Here is a 19,722-nt window from a genome sequence, read left to right on the forward strand (position 1 = left end):
GTTCCCTCCATCGGCCGCCTACCGGGTTAGCTGACGGATTCGGAACGGAACAGTCGCCCCTACCGCACTACAAGTGCGGATTCACCCCAAAACGGACACAATGTGGGTCCCCGGCTCGCATGGCACGCGACTCGGCGGCGGTTCTGCACTGTGCAGAATGCGGCCAGCCTAACCGGCCCGGAGTGTCACCCGCCGCACGCCCTGTCCGGATCGGGGCCGGCCTCGCCATCTCGCCATAGACTCGCCACAAAACTGGCCACAAGCTCGCCATCGAACATGAAGACGGGGGGTGGAAAACTCGCTCGCGCTCCGGGCCGGCCGTCGCGGCGGGGCAGCGGGCAGTTGCGGAGTTCGATAGGTTGGTCGCATGTGGCGGATCACCATGGATCACACCTGCATCGGATCCGGCATCTGCGTCGGGATCGCACCCTCACGGTTCGAGCTCGACGACGCCGCCAGCCGCTCATACCCTGTGACGCCGGACGTCGAGCCCGACGAGGCGATCCTCGACGCGGTCGCCTCGTGCCCGATGGAGGCGATCTCCGTCGTGGACCTGACCACCGGGGAGCCGGTCGAGGTCTGAGCCCGTCGGCGCCGCGGCCCGGCGCCTCAGCCCTTCCCGTGAAACGCTCTCAGCAGCGCCTCCGCCGCCTGGCCCGGGGTCATCGTGCCGGCGAGGACCCGGCGCTCCACCTCGGGGGTCAGCGCCTTCACGGCCTCGTTGGTGCGCAGGCTGTCGAGCAGCGCGTCGCGCGCCATCGACCAGACCCAGCCGAGCTGCTGGCGCTGCCGCCGGCGCTGGAGCTCGCCGGTGCGCTGCAGCGACTCGTGGTGCCGTTCGAGCTGCTGCCACAGCTCCGGAAGGCCGGCCCCGGTGAGCCCGCTGCAGGTCACCACGGGCGTCTGCCAGGCGTCGGCCTTGTCGGGAGCGCTGCCTGGAGCTTTGCCGGGAGCGCTGCCTGGAGCTCTGCCGGGAGCGCTGCCGGGAGGTCTCTCCGGTGCTCCCTCCGCAGCCGGTGGGCGCAGCAAGCGCAGCGCGCCGGCCAGTTCCCGCGCCGCCTTCCGGGCGTCGGCCTCGTGTGGGCCGTCGGCCTTGTTCACCGCGATCACGTCGGCGAGCTCCAACACGCCCTTCTTGATGCCCTGCAACTGGTCGCCGGTACGCGCGAGCGCCAGCAGCAGGAACGAGTCGACCATCTCGGCGACCGTCGTCTCCGACTGGCCCACGCCGACGGTCTCGACGAGCACGACGTCGTACCCGGCCGCCTCCACGATCAGCATCGCCTCACGCGTCGCCCGCGCGACGCCGCCGAGGGTGCCGGAGGTCGGCGACGGCCGTACGAACGCCGCGGGATCCGTCGCCAGCCGCGTCATCCGCGTCTTGTCACCCAGGATGCTGCCACCGGTGCGGGTCGACGACGGGTCGACCGCGAGCACCGCGACCCGGTGCCCGGCGGCGGTGAGATGCGTGCCGAGCGCGTCGATGAACGTCGACTTGCCGACGCCGGGCACGCCGGTCACCCCGACCCGCCGCGCGCTGGGCCCGGGACTGCTCGCGGTGCCGCCCGCGTGCGCCGCCAGCGCGACGAGCAGCTCCTGGCCCATCGCCCGGTGGTCGGGCCGGGTCGACTCGACGAGCGTGATCGCCCGGGCGAGCCACGCGCGGTGCGCGGGCCCGTCCCGGTCGAGCACCCCGTCGACGTAGTCGGTCAGTGACGCAGGCGCGATCGCAGCTCTCCCATCAGGTCCAGCGCCGCGTCGGCGATCACGGTGCCGGGCGGGAAGATCGCCACGGCGCCCGCCGCGCGCAGCTCGTCGAAGTCCTGCGGCGGGATCACGCCGCCGACGATGATCATGATGTCGTCCCGCCCGAGGGCCGCCAGTTCGGCCCTCAACGCCGGTACCAGCGTCAGATGCCCCGCGGCGAGCGAGTTGACGCCCACGATGTGCACGTCGGCCTCGACCGCCTGCCGGGCCACCTCGGCGGGCGTCTGGAACAGCGGGCCCACGTCGACGTCGAAGCCGAGGTCGGCGAAGGCGGTCGCGACCACCTTCTGGCCGCGGTCGTGGCCGTCCTGGCCCATCTTCGCGACCAGGATGCGCGGGCGGCGCCCCTCCGCCTCCGCGAACTCCGCGGTGGCGGCGCGCACCCGCTCGATGTTGCTCACGTTTCCGGCCTCGTCGCGGTACACCCCGGAGATCGTACGGATCTGGGCCGTGTGGCGCCCGAAGACCTTCTCCAGCGCGTCGGAGATCTCGCCGACGGTGGCGTGGGCGCGGGCCGCGTCGACGGCCAGGGCCAGCAGGTTGCCCTTGCCGGCGGCACCTTCGGTGAGGGCTCGCAGTGCCCGGTCGCAGGCCGCCTGGTCGCGCTCCCGCCGCAGGCGCTCCAGCTTCGCGACCTGCTGCGCGCGGACCGAGCTGTTGTCGACCTTCAGCACCTCGATCGGCTCGTCGGCATCGGGACGGTACTTGTTGACGCCGATGACCGGCTGGCGGCCCGAGTCGATCCGCGCCTGGGTACGGGCCGCGGCCTCCTCGATGCGCAGCTTCGGGATGCCCTCGTCGATCGCCCGGGCCATGCCGCCGGCGCGCTCCACCTCCTCGATGTGCTGCCACGCGCGGACGGCCAGGTCGTGGGTGAGCTTCTCGACGTACGCGCTGCCGCCCCACGGGTCGATCACCCGGGTCGTGCCGGACTCCTGCTGCAGCAGCAACTGCGTGTTGCGCGCGATCCGCGCCGAGAAGTCGGTGGGCAGCGCGAGGGCCTCGTCGAGCGCGTTGGTGTGCAGCGACTGCGTGTGCCCCTGCGTCGCCGCCATCGCCTCGACACACGTGCGGACCACGTTGTTGAACACGTCCTGCGCCGTCAGCGACCAGCCCGACGTCTGGCAGTGCGTGCGCAGGCTCAGCGACTTGGGGTTGGTCGCGCCGAACTCCTTGACCAGCTTCGCCCACAACAGCCGGGCCGCGCGCAGCTTCGCGACCTCCATGAAGAAGTTCATGCCGATCGCCCAGAAGAACGACAGCCGCGGCGCGAACGCGTCCACGTCGAGGCCCGCGTCCCGCCCGGCGCGCAGGTATTCGATCCCGTCGGCGAGCGTATACGCCAGCTCGAGATCGGCCGTCGCCCCCGCCTCCTGGATATGGTATCCCGAGATCGAGATCGAGTTGAACTTCGGCATGTGTTCCGAGGTGTACGCGAAGATGTCGCTGATGATGCGCATCGACGGTTCCGGCGGATAGATGTAGGTGTTGCGCACCATGAACTCTTTGAGGATGTCGTTCTGGATCGTGCCGGACAGCTTTTCCGGCGCGACCCCCTGCTCCTCGGCGGCCACGATGTAGAGGGCGAGCACCGGCAGTACCGCACCGTTCATCGTCATCGAGACGCTCATGCGGTCCAGCGGGATGCCCTCGAAGAGCTGCCGCATGTCCAGGATCGAGTCGATCGCGACCCCGGCCATGCCGACGTCACCCGCCACCCGGGGGTGGTCGGAGTCGTACCCGCGGTGGGTCGCCAGGTCGAACGCCACCGACAGGCCCTTCTGCCCACCGGCGAGGTTGCGGCGGTAGAACGCGTTGGACTCCTCGGCGGTCGAGAAGCCGGCATACTGCCGGACCGTCCACGGCTGTGTGGTGTACATCGTCGGATAGGGGCCGCGGAGGTACGGGGTGATGCCCGGGAACGTCCCCAGGAAATCCACGTCGGCCAGGTCGTCTTCGGTGTAGACGGCCTTGACGTCGATCCCTTCGGGCGTCTGCCAGGGCTCGTGTCCGTCGGGCCCCGCCTGGTTCACGCGCGCGGTGGTCTCGTCGGCGCGCATGCTCTCGTCGGCGCGCACGCTCTCGTCCACCCGCGGCGTGCCGAGGGCCACCTCGGAGAAGTCGGGGATCACTGTGCCGTCCCTCCCAGGTCTCGCATTCCCAGGTCGCGCACTCTCAGGTCTCGCACTCCCAGGTCTTCATGCGTCTGCCGCAGTACCCGCAGTGCGTCGCAGCCCGCGTACAGGTAGTCGTCGACGCCGTCGTAGCCCGCGCCGCCGGCCTCGTCGTCCCCGCCCTTCGGCGGTCGCCCGGCGAGCCAGACCTTCTGGACGCCCTGCTCCTTGAGCCGGCGGGCTGCCACCGCCGCCTGCTCCTGGTAGGAACGGTCCGAACCGCAGATGCACACGACTTTGGCTGTCGCCCCGGCCGGCTGGCCTGTCGTGCTGTCAGGCTTGGCGGTCGCCCCGGCCGGCTGGCCTGCTGTCCCGTCCAGTCCACTTTGGACGGTCTTGATGCCGCCCGCCGCGAACAGGTTGGCGGCGAACGAGGCGCGCGCGGAGTGGGCCGAGGGCGGGCCGAGCGTCACCAGGGTCACCGTCGGGGGCTCGCCGTCCGCCCCGGCGGCGTCCGCGGCGTCTCTGAGGAGTTCGAAGCTCTGCGCGTACCATCGCCGCGGCAATCCTCCTGAAGGAGGCAACGGCGCCGGGGCACGCTGCGGGCGGCGCTCCTCGAGGAGCGGGAACTCCGACACGCCGGTGATCGGGTCGCGGCGGTGCGCGAGATTGTCGGCCCGCCGCTGCCAGGTGGCTTCGATCCGGTCGGCGACGAGCCCGCTGTCGAGCGCGGCGCGCATCCCTCCGGCCCGCTCGACCTCGGTGAAGACGTCCCAGGCTGCGTGCGCCAGGGCGTCGGTGAGCGACTCGACGTACCAGGATCCGCCGGCCGGGTCGAGGACCCGCGCGACGTTCGCCTCCTCGACGAGCAGCGACTGGGTGTTGCGCGCGATCCGCCGCGAGAACCCGTCGGGCAGGCCGAGCCGTGCGTCGAACGGCTGGACGGTGACCGCGTCGGCGCCACCCACCCCGGCGGCGAAGCAGGCGATCGTGGTGCGCAGCAGGTTTCCCCACGGGTCGCGGGAGGTCATCATGGCGTCGCTGGTGACCGCGTGCTGCACCTGTGCGCCGAGGTGCGGCACCTCGCAGACCTGCGCGATCCGGGCCCAGATCCGCCGCGCGGCGCGCAGCTTGGCGATGGTGGCGAACTGGTCGGCGGTGGCCGCGTAACGGAACTCTAGCTGTCGCAGCGCCATCCCGGTGCTGAGGCCGGCGTCGACGAGCGCCCGCAGGTACGCGACGCCCGTGGCCGCCGCGAACCCCAACTCCTCGGCGTCACTCCCACCCGCGTCGTGGTACGGGGTCGCGTCGACGGTCGCCACCCGCAGCCCGGCGGTGATGTTCCCGGTTGTGATGTTCCCGGCTGTGATGTTCCCGGCTGTGATGTTCCCGGCTGTGATGTTCCCGGCTGTGATGCTCCCGGCTGTGATGCTCCCGGTTGTGATGTTCCCGGTTGTGATGTTCCCGGTTGTGCCGCCCCCGACGGCGGCCGCCCTCCGGGCCAGGCGGCCGAGCATGCCGAGGTCGGCGGGCTCGCCGGTGCGGGCCTGCCAGCCCAGCGGGTCGGCGCCCAGGTTGCCGAGTTTCTCCGCACCGGGCAGGCCGAGGAAGATCTCCGCTGCGGCCTCGGTGCCGGCGCCGTTGTCGAGGACGACGGCCGCGAGGTTGAGTTGTACCCCGTCGAGGGCCTCGGGCAGGTCGGCAGGGGCGATACCGGCGAGCCAGATCGACGTGGCACCGTTCTCCAGGTCGGCGAGGACCGCCTCGCGGGTGGCCTTGGCGTCGGGATCGGCGTGCCGCTGGCGGATGTCCCACGGGCCGTTGGCGGCCCGCCCTCCACGGATGAACGGCGAGTGCCCCGGGAGCCCGGCCGCGGGAGCCTGGTCGGCGGCCGTGTAGAGCGGCTTGATCCGTACCCCGCTGTAGTCGACGGTGGCGAGCAGTTCGTCGACAGCTTCCGACGATGTGCCGTCCCCGGCGGCCCCCGACTTGCGCAGCACGCCCAGCGCCAGCCGCTGCCACTCCCGCAGGTCGGCGGCGGGGAAGTCCGCGGCCAGCCGCAGATCCGGCCGCTGGGGCGGCTCGACCAACTGCCGCTGATCGGCGGCACGCGGCTGATCGGCGGTGTTCAGTTCGGCGGCGTTCGGCTCGGGGGTGTTTAGCGCGGCGGTGTTCGGCGCGGCGGTGCTCAGCGCGGCGGCGCTGGACTGGCCCGCAGCGTTTGGTCGCTTCGCGACGTCGGGCCGGACGGCGTCGGTCGGCCGGACGCCGGCGTTGGACTGGCCTGCGTCGTTCGGCTGATCGGCGGCGCGCGGCGGCTCTGCTGCTTCAGGCGGCTGTGCCATGTCAGGCGGCTCCGGCATGTGCTCTGGCACCGTTCATGCACGAATGTTAAAGGCGTGTGACAGTGAACGAATCCGCGTTGTGACAACCTCCACCAGTCGACTATCTCACCGACTGACAGGCGTCGCCCCGTGCGCGTCCGGACGCCTGGTGCCGTCTCTCGGATCACCTTCCGGACGCGGCGCCGACCCGCCGATCCGCTCCTGACCTGCGACGGAGCGACTATCTCCGGCGTTGGCGTCTGGTGATGGCGCCGATTGACCGTGGCGCTGTTTGGCTGTGGCGCTGACTGACTGTGGCGCTGTTTTGGCTGTGGCACGGTTTGGCTGTGGCGCTGTTTGAGCGTGGCGTCGCTGGAGGCTACGGCGGTTGCGTTCACGCGTCGCCCGGAGCTGTGGGCCCTTGCCCTCGGTAGCTGGTCAGTGCGGGAGGGCGTGGGATGCGTGGCGTCACCCGTACCGGAACTCCTCGATGCGGCATATCACCTGGTTCATACCGATCGCGTGTTCCAGCCGGTCCAGGTACAGCGAGCATTCGCCGGGCCGTCGACCGTGAACCGTCGACCGTGAAACTGTAGGAGACGGCCATCAGCGGATTGACGAGCAGCCTTGCACCGCGGGCGGGGGCCGCGATGGACGTCGCCGAACGTGCCACTCGTCGGCCGCGAGGTACATCGCGGTCGCGTGTACAGCGGCCGAGTGCATGGCGGCCTCGTACCCGCAAGCTTGCCACCCTCATGATCGCCGTCCGTCTGGCCGGCTGGGCGATGCGCCGGCTGGGCGATGCGCCGGGTGGGGCGTGCGCCGGGTGGGGCGTGCGCCGGGTGGTACATGCGGGAGTTCAGGCACGCGGCGGCACGGCCATACCGGTAGCCCGGGTCGGCCATGACCGCTTCGCGGCCTCGCGTCCTTGGCTCGGTCGTCGGCCCTACGTCCGTCGGTGGAACGTGTTGCGGCGCGGGGCCTGGGCCGGGTCGATGTCGGCGGGAGGGATGAACTCGGGGAGGTGGTCGCCCGGATTGAGGCGCACCACCCATTCGCCGAAGTGGACCAGGCGGTGGTGGAGGTGGCAGAGCAGCACGGCGTTGGTGAGGTTCGTCGGGCCGCCGTGCGCCCAGTGGTGGATATGGTGGCCGTCGCACCACTTCGGTGGACGATCGCAGCCGGGGAAGGCGCAGCCGCCGTCGCGCAGGATGAGCGCTCGCCGGAGCGGGCCGGTGAACAGGCGTCGCGCCTGGCCGAGGTCGAGGATCTGGGTCGGTGTGCCGAGGACGGCCGGGATGAGCTGCGCGTCGCAGGCGAGCCTGCGGGCCTCTCCCGGTGAGAGAACCGTGCCGTCCTCCAGTCGCGCCGAGCTGACCCCGCCGCTGTTCGAGCCGGCCGAGCCGGCCGAGCCGGCCGAGCCGCTGCTGGAGCCGGTGCCGTCACGGAGGACCTGGAGCGGGATGGTGACGGTGACCTGCGGGCGGTCGCCGCCGTGGTCGGGAAGCTCGCCGCAGGCCAGCGCGATGCGCATCAGGTCGACCAGGGCGTCGGCGCGCAGTTGGCGGGCGGTCGGCAGTGGGATGGGCCGGCCGTCGTCGCTGGAACAGCGGTCCCTTCGCGGTGAGCAGAGACTGTCGATGGCCTCGCGGACGATGGCGGCGTCGGTGCGGGAGAGCAGCGCCGTGATGCGGGTCTGCTGGGTGCCGGGGATCTCGCGGATGTGCAGGGCGCGGGCGCGGTGCGCGTCGCGCGTGGCCTTCTCCAGGTGGTCGCGCTGCCTCCGCTCGTACTCCTCCGGATCCAACTCCTCGAGCAAGTGTGCGCCGCGGGTGCGCAGGCCGTGCCGGTCGGACTGGCCGGCCTCCTCGAGCAGCAGCCGCGCGGCGTCGCCGCGGTGCGGAGCCGGGAGCTCGGCGACCGCTTCGGCGATCGCGGCGGCCTGCTCCACGTTGATCGCTCCCTCGGCGAGGGCCGCGGCGGTCGCGGCGAGCTCCGGGCGGTCGAGGGCCGCACCGAGGCTCAGCCAGCGGTGGGCGGTGCCGCTGGAGATCTGATGGCGGGCGCGTATCCACTGTGCGGACGTCTGGCCGTGACGCTTCGCGAGGGCGCGGCCGTCGAGCTCGCGCAGGATGGCGAGGTGTGCGGCGGTGGCGCGCTGGATCAACGTGTGCACGGCGTCCTCGCGGGCCGCGAGGTCCACATCGGACCAGGCCCACGCGCCGGACGCGGGGCCCGTGCCGAGGGCCGCGTCGATCACTGCCAACACGTCGTCATCCACGCCCGGCAACTTACGCCGCCAGTACGACACGAACCGCGAAGGTGCAGTCGATCGATTACCCAAGGTGACGAGGTGGGTGGGAGGTGTCGATGAATCGGTACGCTGTGCCGATGCGCGAGTTCGTTCAGCAACTGCCGGCATTGCTCGGCGTGGTGGTCGGCGTCGTCATGACGTACCTTCTGACGGCCTGGGGCGAACGTGCGCGCTGGCGGCGCGAACGGCGCATCCGGTGGGATGCGGACCGCATGCAGTCCTATGTCGAGTACGGGAACTCGGTGAAACGGGTCGTCCACGTGACGCGCCGGCTGGCGGTGACGCGCGGTCTCGCCGGTGCTTCAGAAGGTGTACCTCTGGAAGATGGCCTCCGGGAGCTCAACCAGGCGAACGCGGAGCGCACCGCGCGCTGGGAGTCGGTGCTGTTGCTCGGCGATGCGAAGACGATCGCCGCCGCGCGTGCCTGGCATCAGAGCGTCTGGCAGTTGGAGTTCTTCGCGCGGGGCATGCTCGACGGCGCGGAGGAGTGGTCGCAGGCGTATGGGGAGTATGAGGCGGCCCGCAACGAGTACTACCGGTGTGCGCGCACGAGCCTCGGCGTCTCGGGTGGCGAACTGCCGGCGGCGGTGTGGCCGCCGCCATGGTATTCGCGGTATTCGACGAAGGTGGCCGCGGAACTGCGCGACGCCGCGGACGCGGACAGCGGCACAACACCGGGCAATGACACCGCGCTGGGCAACTACACCGCACTGGGCAACGAGGCCGCGCTGGGCAACGACGCCGCGCTGAGCAATGCCGCCGCATTGGGTAATGACGCCGCGCTGGGTGATGACGCCGCGCCGACCGCGGTGCCGATTTCGACTCCGGCGAAGCCGTTCCGGTCGGCTGCGCCTGCCCCGCGGAACGACCCGAAAAATGTCATACCCTGATGCCACGATGCTCGCATGTGGTGGAACGAGTTCGTCGAGGCGGAGCCTGGGTTCGCGGAGCGGGTGAAGGCCCGGTTCGCCGCCGGGAAGCACAGCACGATGGCGACGTTGCGCGGCGACGGTTCGCCGCGGATCAGCGGCACCGAGGTGGACTTCACCGATGACGGAGAGCTGCTGCTGGGCAGCATGCCGGGATCGGTGAAGGCGCGCGACCTGCTCCGTGACCCGCGGCTGGCGCTGCACAGTCCCAGTTTCGACCCGCCCGAGGACGATCCCGGGTCGTGGCCCGGCGACGCGAAGATCTCGGGGACGGCGCACGACGTCGTTGACCCGGCGCCGGAGGACGGCTCGCACCGGTTCCGGATCGACGTGACCGAGGTGGTGCTGACGTATGTGGCGGCGGCCGGCGACCACCTGGTGATCGAGAGCTGGCACCCGGACCGCGGACATGAGCAGCGGACCCGCACATAGGGCGAGCGGCCGGCGCGGCTCAGGGCGCGGCGTGGGAGGGCACGACCTGAGCGGGGCCGGCGGGGGAGGGACCGGCGGGGGAGGGCGCCGCCCGGGACAGCAGATATCGGCGTTCCGGGTCGCTCTCGGTCAGGTTCGCCGCCTGTTCGAACGCCTCGCGTGCCTCGTCGCGGCGGCCGGCCTGGTCCAGCAGGTGCCCCCGCACGGCCGGCACGCGGTGGTGGCCGGCGAGCGCCGGGTCGGACGCCGCCTTGTCGAGCGCGGCGAGGCCCGCGTCCGGGCCGTCGACCATCGCGACGGCGACGACCCGGTTGAGCGTGACCATCGGGCCGGGGGAGAGGCCGGCCAGCAGGTCGTAGAGGGCGAGGATCTGCGGCCAGTCGGTGTCCTCGGGACGCTGGGCCTCGTCGTGTACGGCGGCGATGGCGGCCTGCAACTGGAAGGGGCCGATCGGGGCGGTGTTCAGCGTCGTGGTGAGCAGGGTGCGACCCTCGGCGATCAGCTCCTGGTCCCAGCGGCTGCGGTCCTGCTCGGCGAGGGGGATCAGCGCGCCGCCGGGCCCGGTGCGGGCCGGCCGCCGGGCGTCGGTGAGCAGCATGAGGGCGAGCAGGCCGGCGACCTCACCGGCGACCGCACCATGGCTGGCGGGCGTCGCGCCGGCGTGGCCGGGCGCGGATCCTCGCTGCCGGAGATGGGGAGGGAGGTGGGGCAGGGTGCGGTACAGCTCGCGGGTCAGCCGGAGCGCTTCCGCGGTCAGGTCGACCCGGTGCAGCGACGTGCCCGAGGTCGCGGTGTAGCCCTCGTTGAACACGAGGTACAACACCTGGAGGGCGGCGTCGAGACGGGCCGGGAACTCGTCCGGCGAGGGCGGGCGGAACGTCGCGCCGGTGGCCTTGATCCGCTGCTTCGCGCGGCTGACGCGCTGGGCGATCGTGGCCTCCGGCACGAGGTACGCGCGGGCGATCTCGGCCGTGGTCAGGCCGCCGACGGCCCGCAGCGTCAGCGCCACCTGCGACGGCGGGGTCAGCGCGGGATGGCAGCACAGCATGAGCAGGGAGAGCGAGTCGTCGACGGAAGAGGCCGGCGGCGGGGCGGCCTCGGAGACGGGCGGCTCGGCGAGAGCCTCGCGCCGGCGGCGGGCGGTGTCGGCGCGCCACTGGGCGATCCAGCGGCGCGACGCGACGGTGATCAGCCAGCCACGGGGGTTGGCCGGCACACCCTCGACCGGCCATTGCAGTGCCGCGGCGAGCAGCGCCTCCTGCACGGCGTCCTCGCAGGTCTCGAAGTCGCCGCGGTGCCGCACGAGCGCGGCGAGCACGTGCGGCGCCTCGGTGCGCAGCAGTTCCTCGACCTGGGCCACGGGGCGGGGCTCGCTAGCCGAGGTCGACGACGGGGCGGACCTCGATCGTGACGTACGGGGCCTCGGGGATGCCGGCGGCCAGTTCGAGCGCGCGGTCGAGCGAATCGCAGTCGACCAGGTAGAAGCCGGCGAGGTGCTCCTTGACCTCGGCGAACGGGCCGTCGGTGACCTGCGGGCGGCCCGCGCGGGTGGTCAGCACCTTCGCCGCCCCGGGCGGTGCCAGGGCCTCGGAGTGGACCAGCTCGCCGGAGGCGGCCATCGCGTCACGGAGTTCCGCGTGCCGGGCCCAGCCCTCGGTCTGCTCGGCCGGACTGAACGTCTCCCACATGGCGCGGCTCGCCGGGTTGCTGTAGATCATGATCAAATACTTCACGAGACCCCCTGATGCCACTGCGCGTAGACCCGCTTCGGGACGACCATCCGCCAGGCGTCGACGACGATGTCGTGCAGTTCGTCGGCGTCGAGCTGGTCGAGGTGGGCGCAGACCCAGTGGTACCGCAGGTCGGAGGTCCTCGGCAGGAAGAACCGCTCCGGTTCGGTCGTGACGAGCGCGTCGCGCTCTTCCTTCGGAAAGGCGAAGCCGAGCGTCTTCTCGTCCTGCGACAGTGCCAGGTAGACGATCCTGCCGACCCGGAACTTGACCCGGTCACGGATCAGATGCTCGGTCGTGCGCGGCAGGCTCAGGGCCACCTTGCGCACCTCATCGACGCTCCCCATCCGCCTATCCTGGCACGGAGAACCCGTCCCGGCTGGCGGGCGGAGCTCACCTGAGCCCGGCCGACGAGCCCGGCTCGGTCAGCGGGTGACGATGTCGGTGATCAGACCGTACGACAGGGCTTCCTCGGCTGACAGGACCCGGCCCGACTGGAGGTCGTCCTCGATGCTCGAACGGGGCTGACCGGTCGCGGCGGCGATGCGCAGCACCAGGTCCTCGAGGTCGCGCAGGTAGCGGCCGGCCTCGGCGACCACCTGGTCGGCGGTGCCGCCGGGGCTGGAGACCTTCGGCTCGGCGAGCCGGAACCTCGCGTGCGCAAACGCGGAGCGGCGGCCGGCCGCGCAGAACACGCCGAGCGCGGCCGCGCCGACCTGGCCGATCGCCGTCGCGTGCACCGGGGCCTTGACCGCGTCGAGAGCGTCGACCAGCGTCCAGACCGCCGTCAGGGAGCCGTGGTCGGCGCTCAGGTGCATCGTGATCGGGTCGGTGCCGGCGGCGTCGAGCGCCAGCAGGATGGCCGCCGCGCGGGCCGCCGTCTCGGCGTCGATGTCGCCGCGCAGGAAGAGCATGCGGCGGCCGAACAACTGCTCGTCGAGCCATGGCGTGGGCTGCGCGGGCGACGGGCCGCCCGGTCCGAACGGCCCCGATGGCCCCAACGGCCCCGTCGGGTCGTCGTCCGGCAGCCGGCCGGGCCGCCGGTCGTACCGGAGGCTGGGACTGTGCGACATCGACATCACCCGAACATAGGCGACACCACGACCCGGGACAGCCCGCCGGACCCCCATTCCGCTGCGGGCGTAAGGAGGGCGGTGCGAGGAAGGGGCCTCGGGGAGAGGTGCGCGCCGGATTCGGCAAACACGCCGGGGATGAAACCTTCGCCTGGCAACATGCGGATGAAGCGGCACCGGTCGGCGGTGCCTTCTGTACACCGTCCGGGAGCGGTCATGACGGACGCCTTGACGCAGAGCGCGTCACCTGCGCCATCCGGGATCGACGACGAGGACCTCATCGCGATCGTCAACGAGGTCTGGGACGCCTACCTGCAGCAGCCCGGCGCGGAGCCGGTCGAAGCGTACGTTCCCGTGGAGCAGCGCATGATCACCGCGGCGGTGTCGATCACCGGGGCGTGGGAGGGGCACGTCCGGGTGCTCGTACCGCCCGCGGCGGCCACCGACATCACCGCGCTCATGCTCGCCATGGCGGCCGACGAGGTCACCGACCAGGACATCACCGACGCCATGGGCGAGCTCATCAACGTGGTCGGCGGCAACGTCAAGAACCGCGGCGCCCAGCCCGCCAAGCTCGGCCTGCCCGTGGTCGCGACCGGCAGGATGCTGTTTCCGGCCACGCGCGAGACGCACCGCCTCAGCGTGTCGTGGCAGGGCACCGATCCCATCACGTTCAGCGTCCTGGACGTCAACCCCGAGCGCGCCGGGTTCCCGATCACCGCGAAGACACGCTGAGCGCTCACCCTCACCATGTCCGCTGGTGGACCAGCGCCGCCTCGACACGCTCCGCCGGACCGGGCGTGCCGTAGAAGTGGCCCTGGCCGAAGCGGCAACCGGCCGACCGGACCAGCTCCAGGTGCTGCTGGGCCTCCAGGCCGTGCGCGACCACCGCGACGTTGAGCCGCTGGCCGAGCTTCACCACCACGTCGATGATCGGCGCGACCGGGCCGCCGGTCGCCGGCGGCAGCGCGAACAGCGACCGGTCCACCTTGAGCAGGTCGGTCGGGAGCCGCCGCAGGTGGGCGAGTGACGTGAGGCCGGTGCCGAAGCCGTCCAGGGCGATGCGGACGCCGATCGCCCGCACGGTCGCCAGGGGATCCGCGGCGCGTTCCAGGTCGGCGCCGAAGTCCCGTTCGGCGAGCTCGATCACGAGGTCGCCGGGGTCGACCTGGTGGCTGTCGAGGGCCAGGCTGAGCCGGGACGCGAAATCGGCCGCGACGAGGTCGTCGAAGGTGACGTTGACGCTCATCCACAGCCGGTACCCTTCATGCTGCCACAGCGACAATTGACGGCACGCCCGGTTGAGCACCCAGTCGTGCACCTGCCCGGTGAGTCCGAGTTCCCGCGCGACCTCCAGCGTCTCCCGCGGCGGGATCGTGCCGAACCGCGGATGCCGCCAGCGCAGCAGCGCCTCGACCCCGATGGGGTGGCCCTCGACGAGGTCGTAGACGGGGTGGTAGGCGAGGTCGAGCTCGCCGCGCTCGACGGCGTGCGGCAGGTGCTGTTCGAGCGTGGCCCGCCGGGCGTACGCCTCCTCGATCGCCTCGTCGTGCCACTCGATCCGGCCCCGGCCGGCGCGCTTGGCCCGCCGCAGCGCCAGTCCGGCCCGCCGCAGCGTCTCCTCGGGGCCACCGCCCACCGGAGCCAGCCCGACCCCGGCGGACAGCCGCAGCACGGGATCGGACGGCAGGGGACCGGACGGCAGAAGGTCGGGGAGCGCGGTGCCGGGCACGGGATATGGCGCGGAGAGCTCACCGAGCAGGCGGGTGGCGAGGGTGTACGCGTGGACCTTGCCGACCCGCGTGAGGATCGCGAACTCGTCGCCGTTGAGTCGCGCGGCGACGTCGCCGCCGGTGATCGAGGCGCGGATCCGGGCGGCGACTGCGACCAGCACGGCGTCGCCGACGTCGGGGCCGTGCAGGTCGTTGACCGCGGCGAAGCCGTCGAGGCCGATCGTCAGCAGGAACCCGCCGCCGGTGGCCAGCTCCCGCAGCAGCGTCGCGCGGTTGACCAGGCCGGTGAGCGGGTCGACGCGGGCGGTGCGCTGAAGGCTGTGCTCAAGGGTGTGCTGCTCGGTGACGTCACGCAGGTGCACGACGACGCCCCGCACCTCCGGGGTGCCGCGCGGGTCGGTGACGGTGAACTCGACGTGCCGCCAGACCCCGGACCCGTCGCGGATCCGGCTGCGCAGGGCGCTCGGGCCGGGGTTGTCGAGCAGTTCGCGGAGCACGACCGCGAGGACGGCCACGAGCCCGACCACCAGGGCGGCCGGCCCGATGCGTCCCCGGGTGGCGAGCGAGTAGAGCACCGCCGCGGCTCCGGCGAGCACCGGCGCGACGAGCAGCGGGTCCCCGATGAGCGTGCCGTCGCCCGCCGGCCGCTCCGGCCGCGCCGCATCCATGCTCGCCGGGGCCGTGCTCGTCGGGGTCGTGCTCGTCGGGGTCGTGCTCGCCGGGGTCATGGCGGTCCAAACGGACCGGCGGGCACCCGCCCGGACCAGCACCGAGCCGAGGACGAGCAGCCCACCGGCGGCGAGCGGCCACGGGGCGCGCTGATGCGGGGAGGAGGGCAGCAGCGGCGGCACGGCCAGGCCGAGGACGAGCAGCGCGACGCCGGCGGCGGCGGTGGCGGCGGGCCCGCGCGGGTACCGCGCCCGCACGCCGCTCACCACGGCGACGGTGACGCCGACGACGGTGAGCAGGCAGGTGACGAACGCGGCGGGGCTGGACCCGCCGTCCACCTCCAGCACCAGCACGACCAGGATGAGGTACACCCACAGCGCCACGCAGACCCCGTCGAACGCGCGGCGGGCGGCGGCGCCGGGGCCGCCGGCGGTCACGCCGGGCAGGACCAGCAGGCCGGCGACGAGGGCCGTCCCGGCGAACGGCGCGACGCCGGCCGTTAAGCCGGGTGTCAAGCCGGGTGTCAAGCCGGGTGTCAGGCCGGGTGTCAGGCCGGGTGTCAGGCCGGGCACGGCGGCAGAGACCCCGGCGGCACAGACCCCGGCGGCGAGGACGCCGAGGCCGAGCGCACCGGGGCCGGCGGCGGCGGACGGCGCCATGCGCTCGCGGCACGCCATGACGGCGATCCGGACCAGCCGGAACGCCTGCAGTGCCGCGGCCGCGGCGGCCGTGAGCAGCACCACGGTGAGCGCGCCGAGTCCGGCGGACCGGGCGAGCAGGACCGCCGCGGCCGCGATGAGGGTGAGCGGGGCCGACGCCATGAGCCGGCGACCGCGTGATCTGTGTGCGCCACTTGCCGGTCTCATCGTGTTGCCGGTCTCATCGTGGGATCCGTCCGTCGCCGGGTCGGGGGGCACCTAGCTGACCCGGTAACGAGGCCGGACAACGAGGGTGACGGCCCCGAACTTCCTTCACCCGGAAGGAGGACCCGCAAGGGCCGGGAACGCGGAGGCAGGACCCGTAAAGGTCAGCGGTTCGTCAGCACGGGCCCGTCGACGGGCTCCGCGCCCGGTGCCTCGGCGGGCTCCGCCAGGTCCAGCGTGGTGCGCAGGGCCGCGGGCCGCATGAGCAGCGCGGCGATCACGCCGATCACGGCGATGCCGGCCGAGATCAGGAAGATGTGACCGGTCGCGTCGCCGTACGCGGCGCGGACGATCTCCTGCATCGCCGGTGGGAGCGCGTCGAGGTTGAGGTTGCTGGTCTGGCCGCCGGCCGGGGCCTGCACGCCCGCCGCGGCCAGAGAGCGCGTGATGTCGTCGGTGACCTGGCGGGCCAGGACGGCGCCGAGCACCGAGACGCCGATCGTGCCGCCGAGGGAGCGGAAGAACGCGACGGTGGAGCTCGCCGCGCCGATGTCCTTGAGCCGGACGGTGTTCTGCACGGCGAGGACGAGGTTCTGCATCGACATGCCGACGCCGACGCCGACGAGCAGCATGCCGCCGCCGACGAAGTACAGCGACGTCTCGTGGTCGATGACCGACAGGACACCGCAGCCGGCGACCAGGATGATCGTGCCCGCCACGATGTACGGCTTGATCCTGCCGGTCCTCGTGATGAGCCGGCCGGCCACGATCGAGGAGGTCAGCACGCCGGCCATCATCGGGATGGTGAGCAGGCCCGCCTCGGTGGGGGAGTAGCCGCGGCCGATCTGGAAGTACTGGCCGAGAAAGACCGCGCCGCCGAACATGGCCATGCCGACGGCGAGACTGCCCAGGATCGACAGGGCGGTGGTGCGCTGGGCCATGATGGGCAGCGGCACGACCGGCTCCTTGGTCCGGGACTCGACCCAGACGGCGAGGGCGAGCAGGACCACGCCGGCGGCGACCATGGCGAGCGTCTGCCACGACAGCCACGCGAACGAGTCGTCGACGAACGACACCCAGATGAGCAGCACGCTGACGCCGGCGGCGATGAGTGCCGCGCCCACATAGTCGATCTTCACGTTGTCGCGGCGCATGGTGACCAGGTGCAGCGTCTTCTGGAGGACCATCAGCGCGAGGATCGCGATCGGGACGCCGACGAAGAAGCACCAGCGCCAGCCGAGCCACGAGGTGTCGACGATCAGGCCGCCGAGCAGCGGGCCGCCGACGGTGGCGACGGCCATGACGCCGCCGAGGTAGCCGTTGTACCGGCCGCGCTCCCGCGGCGGGATCATCGCGGCGATCACGACCTGGACGAGCGCCTGGAGGCCGCCGACGCCGATGCCCTGGAACGCCCGGGCGGCGATGAGCTCGCCCGCGTTCTGGGCCAGGCCGCTGACCGTCGAACCGACCGCGAAGATCACGATCGAGATCTGGACCAGGAGCTTCTTGTCGTAGAGGTCGGCGAGTTTGCCCCAGATCGGGGTGGAGGCGGTCGCGGTGAGGAGGGTGGCGGTGACCACCCAGGTGTACTGGCTCTGTGAGCCGTTCAGCGCGCCGATGATCTTCGGCAGGGCGGTCGAGACGATGGTGGAGCTCACCAGCGCCACGAAGAGCACGAGCAGCAGGCCGCTCAGCGCCTCGAGGATCTGCCGATGACTCATCGGCTCCCCGGGTTGCGCCGGGGCGGCCACGGCGTGCGGTTGACTCATCGGTTCGCCTCCGTCAGCAGGGATTGTGCGAAGCGGCGCAGCAGTGCGCCGAAGAGTTCGATGTCGGCGCGGGTCCAGTCGCGCAGCGCGTCGGCGAGCAGGGCGTCGTACCACTCGTTCGACTCCCGCAGGGCCGTCCGGCCCTCATCGGTCAGTTCGAGGAAGCTGGCCCGCCCGTCGTTCGGGTCGGCGACCCGGCGCACGAGCCCGGCCTGCACGAACGCGCTGACCGCACGGCTGGTGGTCGACTGGTCGAGGGCGCAGGTCGCGGCGAGCTCCTTGAGGTGGCAGCCGCCGGCGAGTCGCTCGATCGCGCCGAGCATGCCGATCGCCCCGAGCGGGACGCGGCCGTGCTGTTGCCGCTGCTTGACGAGGCGCACCACCTTCAGCAACGCGCGCAGCTCCTCCCGGAGCGGGGCGACGGCGGTCTCCACGAAGTCCTCCATCGGCTGGGCCTGAGCGGCGAACGACAGATACCGACCGGCAAGCGACAAATACTTGCCTGGTACAAGCATCCAAAATTCTTGCCCATCGCGCAAGTTTGCCCAGTGAGAAGTAGCTAACAGTGTCCCCGGGTAGGATGAAGGCCGTGAGCACCGGCCTGCGGGAACGTAAGAAGTCCGCCACCCGGCAGGCCCTCCACGAGGCCGCCGTGGCGCTCGCCGTCGAGCACGGCCCGGAGCGGGTCACCGTCGAGGCCATCGCCGACGCGGCGGACGTGTCCCGCCGGACGTTCTCCAACTACTTCGCCAGCAAGGAGGAGGCGCTCCTGCACGGCGACCGGCTGCGCATGCAACTGCTGCTCGACGCCGTCCGTGCCCGGCCGGCCACCGAGACGCCGTGGGCCGCGCTGACCGCGGCCGCCCTGGAGCTGGACCGCCGGCTCGGCGCCCGCGACCCGAAGTGGGTCACCCAGGTCCGCCTGGTGCGCCGGCACCCTACGCTCGCCGCGCAGCAGACCGGCACGTACAGCGCCCTCGAGGACGACCTGACGGCCGAGCTCACCGCCCGTGGCGTCACCGACCCGATGCGGGCCCGGCTGACCGCCGCGGCCTTCCTCGCCGCCATCCGGGTCGCCGTGCAGGCGTGGCTGGACCGCCCGGCCGGGACTGCGCTGGGCGACGTGATGCGCGAGGCGCTGGACGCGACAGGCGCCGCCTTCGCGTAGCGAAGACGGCGCCTGGACGGACTGGACGGAGAGGTTCTGTCTATCGGGTCGGGCCGGCCCAGCTCACGGGCGGGCACCGACGAGCTGCGGGCGCAGCGCCAGGATCACACCCAGCGTCGCGTAACCGATGATCAGGTGGGCGCCGCCGACCCAGCTCGCCACCGGATCGCCGAGGATGACGAACGTCGGCACCGTGACCACGGCCCAGCTCTCGGCGACCATCGGCCAGATCCGGGCCGGCCCCCGCCAGCGACCGGCGAACAGGATCTTCAGCCCGATCACGAACATGCCGAGCATCGACAGCGGCCAGAACGCGTCGAGCGGGACCAGCCAGGCCGCGTCGCGCAGTGCCGGCACGGCGTGCAGGACGCTCCAGATCGTGGCGAGACCCAGCAGCACGTGCTCGACGTAGAGCATGCTTCGGGCCACCTTCGAGGTGCCGGTGGCACGGGTGCGCAACTGTACCGCCAGCAGCGCGAAGACGCCGAGCTGGAAGAGGGTGCCGCCGATGTCGGTGATGGTCATGCCGGTCGAGGTGTCGGGGTTGTTGCCGACGGTGAACATCGCCGCGGCCCAGGCCAGCGTGCCGGTGGTCAGGGCCAGACCGAGGGCCCGCGTCCGGCGGGCGGAGATGCCCGGGACGACCGGGGTGCCGGACGGGAGGTCGGTGCGGGCGGGGAGGTGGCCGGTACGGATCGTCATGGCAGTTCGTTGCTTCGGGGAGGGGCTGTATGGCGTACGGCCAGCTCGTCGCTGTCCGGGTATGCCGTAGAGCTTCCGGGGAACCGCGACCCGGGCGGCAGGGCCGCGCGCCCCGGCCGCCGTCCTCAACCGTGT

Annotated in this window: 17 protein-coding genes and 1 riboswitch; of the genes, 5 read left to right on the plus strand and 12 right to left on the minus strand. The window is 72.2% G+C overall.

The features are described from left to right. A riboswitch (cyclic di-AMP (ydaO/yuaA leader) is annotated at positions 1-147 on the minus strand. 220 nt (positions 148-367) lie between these two features. Beyond that, positions 368-583 carry a ferredoxin gene (locus Drose_RS11540; protein ID WP_260728164.1) on the plus strand — a complete coding sequence of 72 codons (216 nt, stop codon included), beginning with the start codon at positions 368-370 and terminating at the stop codon, positions 581-583. Between the two features lie 26 nt (positions 584-609). Here the strand turns inward: Drose_RS11540 and meaB are convergent, their stop codons facing one another. From meaB to Drose_RS11560, 4 genes are all read right to left on the minus strand, one after another. Further along, on the minus strand, positions 610-1,692 hold the full coding sequence (gene meaB / locus Drose_RS11545) for a methylmalonyl Co-A mutase-associated GTPase MeaB (RefSeq protein WP_260728165.1): 1,083 nt from the start codon (positions 1,690-1,692) through the stop codon (positions 610-612). 17 nt (positions 1,693-1,709) lie between these two features. Then, positions 1,710-3,827, minus strand: coding sequence for a methylmalonyl-CoA mutase (gene scpA, locus Drose_RS11550; protein ID WP_313900044.1), 2,118 nt, complete (start codon positions 3,825-3,827; stop codon positions 1,710-1,712). Between the two features lie 68 nt (positions 3,828-3,895). Continuing rightward, positions 3,896-6,226, minus strand: a complete 2,331-nt coding sequence (locus Drose_RS11555; protein WP_260728167.1) for a methylmalonyl-CoA mutase subunit beta — start codon at positions 6,224-6,226, stop codon at positions 3,896-3,898. A gap of 925 nt (positions 6,227-7,151) precedes the next feature. Beyond that, positions 7,152-8,486, minus strand: coding sequence for an HNH endonuclease signature motif containing protein (locus Drose_RS11560; RefSeq protein ID WP_260728168.1), 1,335 nt, complete (start codon positions 8,484-8,486; stop codon positions 7,152-7,154). A 110-nt stretch (positions 8,487-8,596) separates the two neighbouring features. On the opposite strand from Drose_RS11560, the gene Drose_RS11565 reads away from it, so the two are divergent. Next, positions 8,597-9,409 (plus strand): hypothetical protein, encoded by an 813-nt coding sequence (locus Drose_RS11565; protein WP_260728169.1) that lies wholly within the window; start codon positions 8,597-8,599, stop codon positions 9,407-9,409. Between the two features lie 15 nt (positions 9,410-9,424). Beyond that, entirely contained in the window at positions 9,425-9,880 is a 456-nt protein-coding gene (locus tag Drose_RS11570) for a pyridoxamine 5'-phosphate oxidase family protein (protein WP_260728170.1), read from the plus strand. Positions 9,881-9,899: 19 nt separating this feature from the next. Here the strand turns inward: Drose_RS11570 and Drose_RS11575 are convergent, their stop codons facing one another. The 4 genes from Drose_RS11575 to Drose_RS11590 all read right to left on the minus strand — a co-directional run bounded on the left by Drose_RS11575 (position 9,900) and on the right by Drose_RS11590 (position 12,689). Further along, entirely contained in the window at positions 9,900-11,240 is a 1,341-nt protein-coding gene (locus tag Drose_RS11575; protein ID WP_260728171.1) for an RNA polymerase sigma factor, read from the minus strand. A 13-nt stretch (positions 11,241-11,253) separates the two neighbouring features. Further along, a complete protein-coding gene (locus tag Drose_RS11580; protein ID WP_260728172.1) occupies positions 11,254-11,613 on the minus strand; it encodes a YciI family protein in 360 nt (119 codons plus the stop codon). Next, complete coding sequence (locus Drose_RS11585) at positions 11,610-11,957, minus strand: MmcQ/YjbR family DNA-binding protein (RefSeq protein WP_260728173.1); 348 nt, start codon at positions 11,955-11,957, stop codon at positions 11,610-11,612. The genes Drose_RS11580 and Drose_RS11585 overlap by 4 nt, the downstream gene beginning before the upstream one ends. A gap of 78 nt (positions 11,958-12,035) precedes the next feature. Further along, the gene (locus tag Drose_RS11590) at positions 12,036-12,689 is read right to left on the minus strand and encodes an ATP-dependent Clp protease proteolytic subunit (RefSeq protein WP_260728174.1); all 654 of its coding nucleotides are present in this window, start codon (positions 12,687-12,689) and stop codon (positions 12,036-12,038) included. Positions 12,690-12,899: 210 nt separating this feature from the next. Here Drose_RS11590 and Drose_RS11595 point away from each other — a divergent pair, with 210 nt between their 5' ends. Continuing rightward, the gene (locus tag Drose_RS11595; RefSeq protein WP_260728175.1) at positions 12,900-13,418 is read left to right on the plus strand and encodes a chemotaxis protein CheX; all 519 of its coding nucleotides are present in this window, start codon (positions 12,900-12,902) and stop codon (positions 13,416-13,418) included. 10 nt (positions 13,419-13,428) lie between these two features. Here Drose_RS11595 and Drose_RS11600 read toward each other — a convergent pair whose 3' ends face one another. From Drose_RS11600 to Drose_RS11610, 3 genes are all read right to left on the minus strand, one after another. Further along, entirely contained in the window at positions 13,429-15,906 is a 2,478-nt protein-coding gene (locus Drose_RS11600; RefSeq protein WP_260728176.1) for a putative bifunctional diguanylate cyclase/phosphodiesterase, read from the minus strand. Positions 15,907-16,112: 206 nt separating this feature from the next. Then, on the minus strand, positions 16,113-17,717 hold the full coding sequence (locus Drose_RS11605) for an MDR family MFS transporter (RefSeq protein WP_260728177.1): 1,605 nt from the start codon (positions 17,715-17,717) through the stop codon (positions 16,113-16,115). After that, positions 17,714-18,232, minus strand: coding sequence for a MarR family winged helix-turn-helix transcriptional regulator (locus tag Drose_RS11610; protein WP_260728178.1), 519 nt, complete (start codon positions 18,230-18,232; stop codon positions 17,714-17,716). The genes Drose_RS11605 and Drose_RS11610 overlap by 4 nt, the downstream gene beginning before the upstream one ends. Before the next feature lie 65 nt (positions 18,233-18,297). Between Drose_RS11610 and Drose_RS11615 the strand changes: the two genes are divergently transcribed. Further along, positions 18,298-18,885, plus strand: coding sequence for a TetR/AcrR family transcriptional regulator (locus tag Drose_RS11615; protein WP_260728179.1), 588 nt, complete (start codon positions 18,298-18,300; stop codon positions 18,883-18,885). Between the two features lie 63 nt (positions 18,886-18,948). Here Drose_RS11615 and Drose_RS11620 read toward each other — a convergent pair whose 3' ends face one another. Continuing rightward, a complete protein-coding gene (locus Drose_RS11620; protein ID WP_260728180.1) occupies positions 18,949-19,587 on the minus strand; it encodes a hypothetical protein in 639 nt (212 codons plus the stop codon). Positions 19,588-19,722 lie beyond the last annotated feature (135 nt).

It is taken from the genome of Dactylosporangium roseum, from assembly GCF_025264685.1.
GTDB classification, from domain to species: Bacteria; Actinomycetota; Actinomycetes; order Mycobacteriales; family Micromonosporaceae; genus Dactylosporangium; species Dactylosporangium roseum.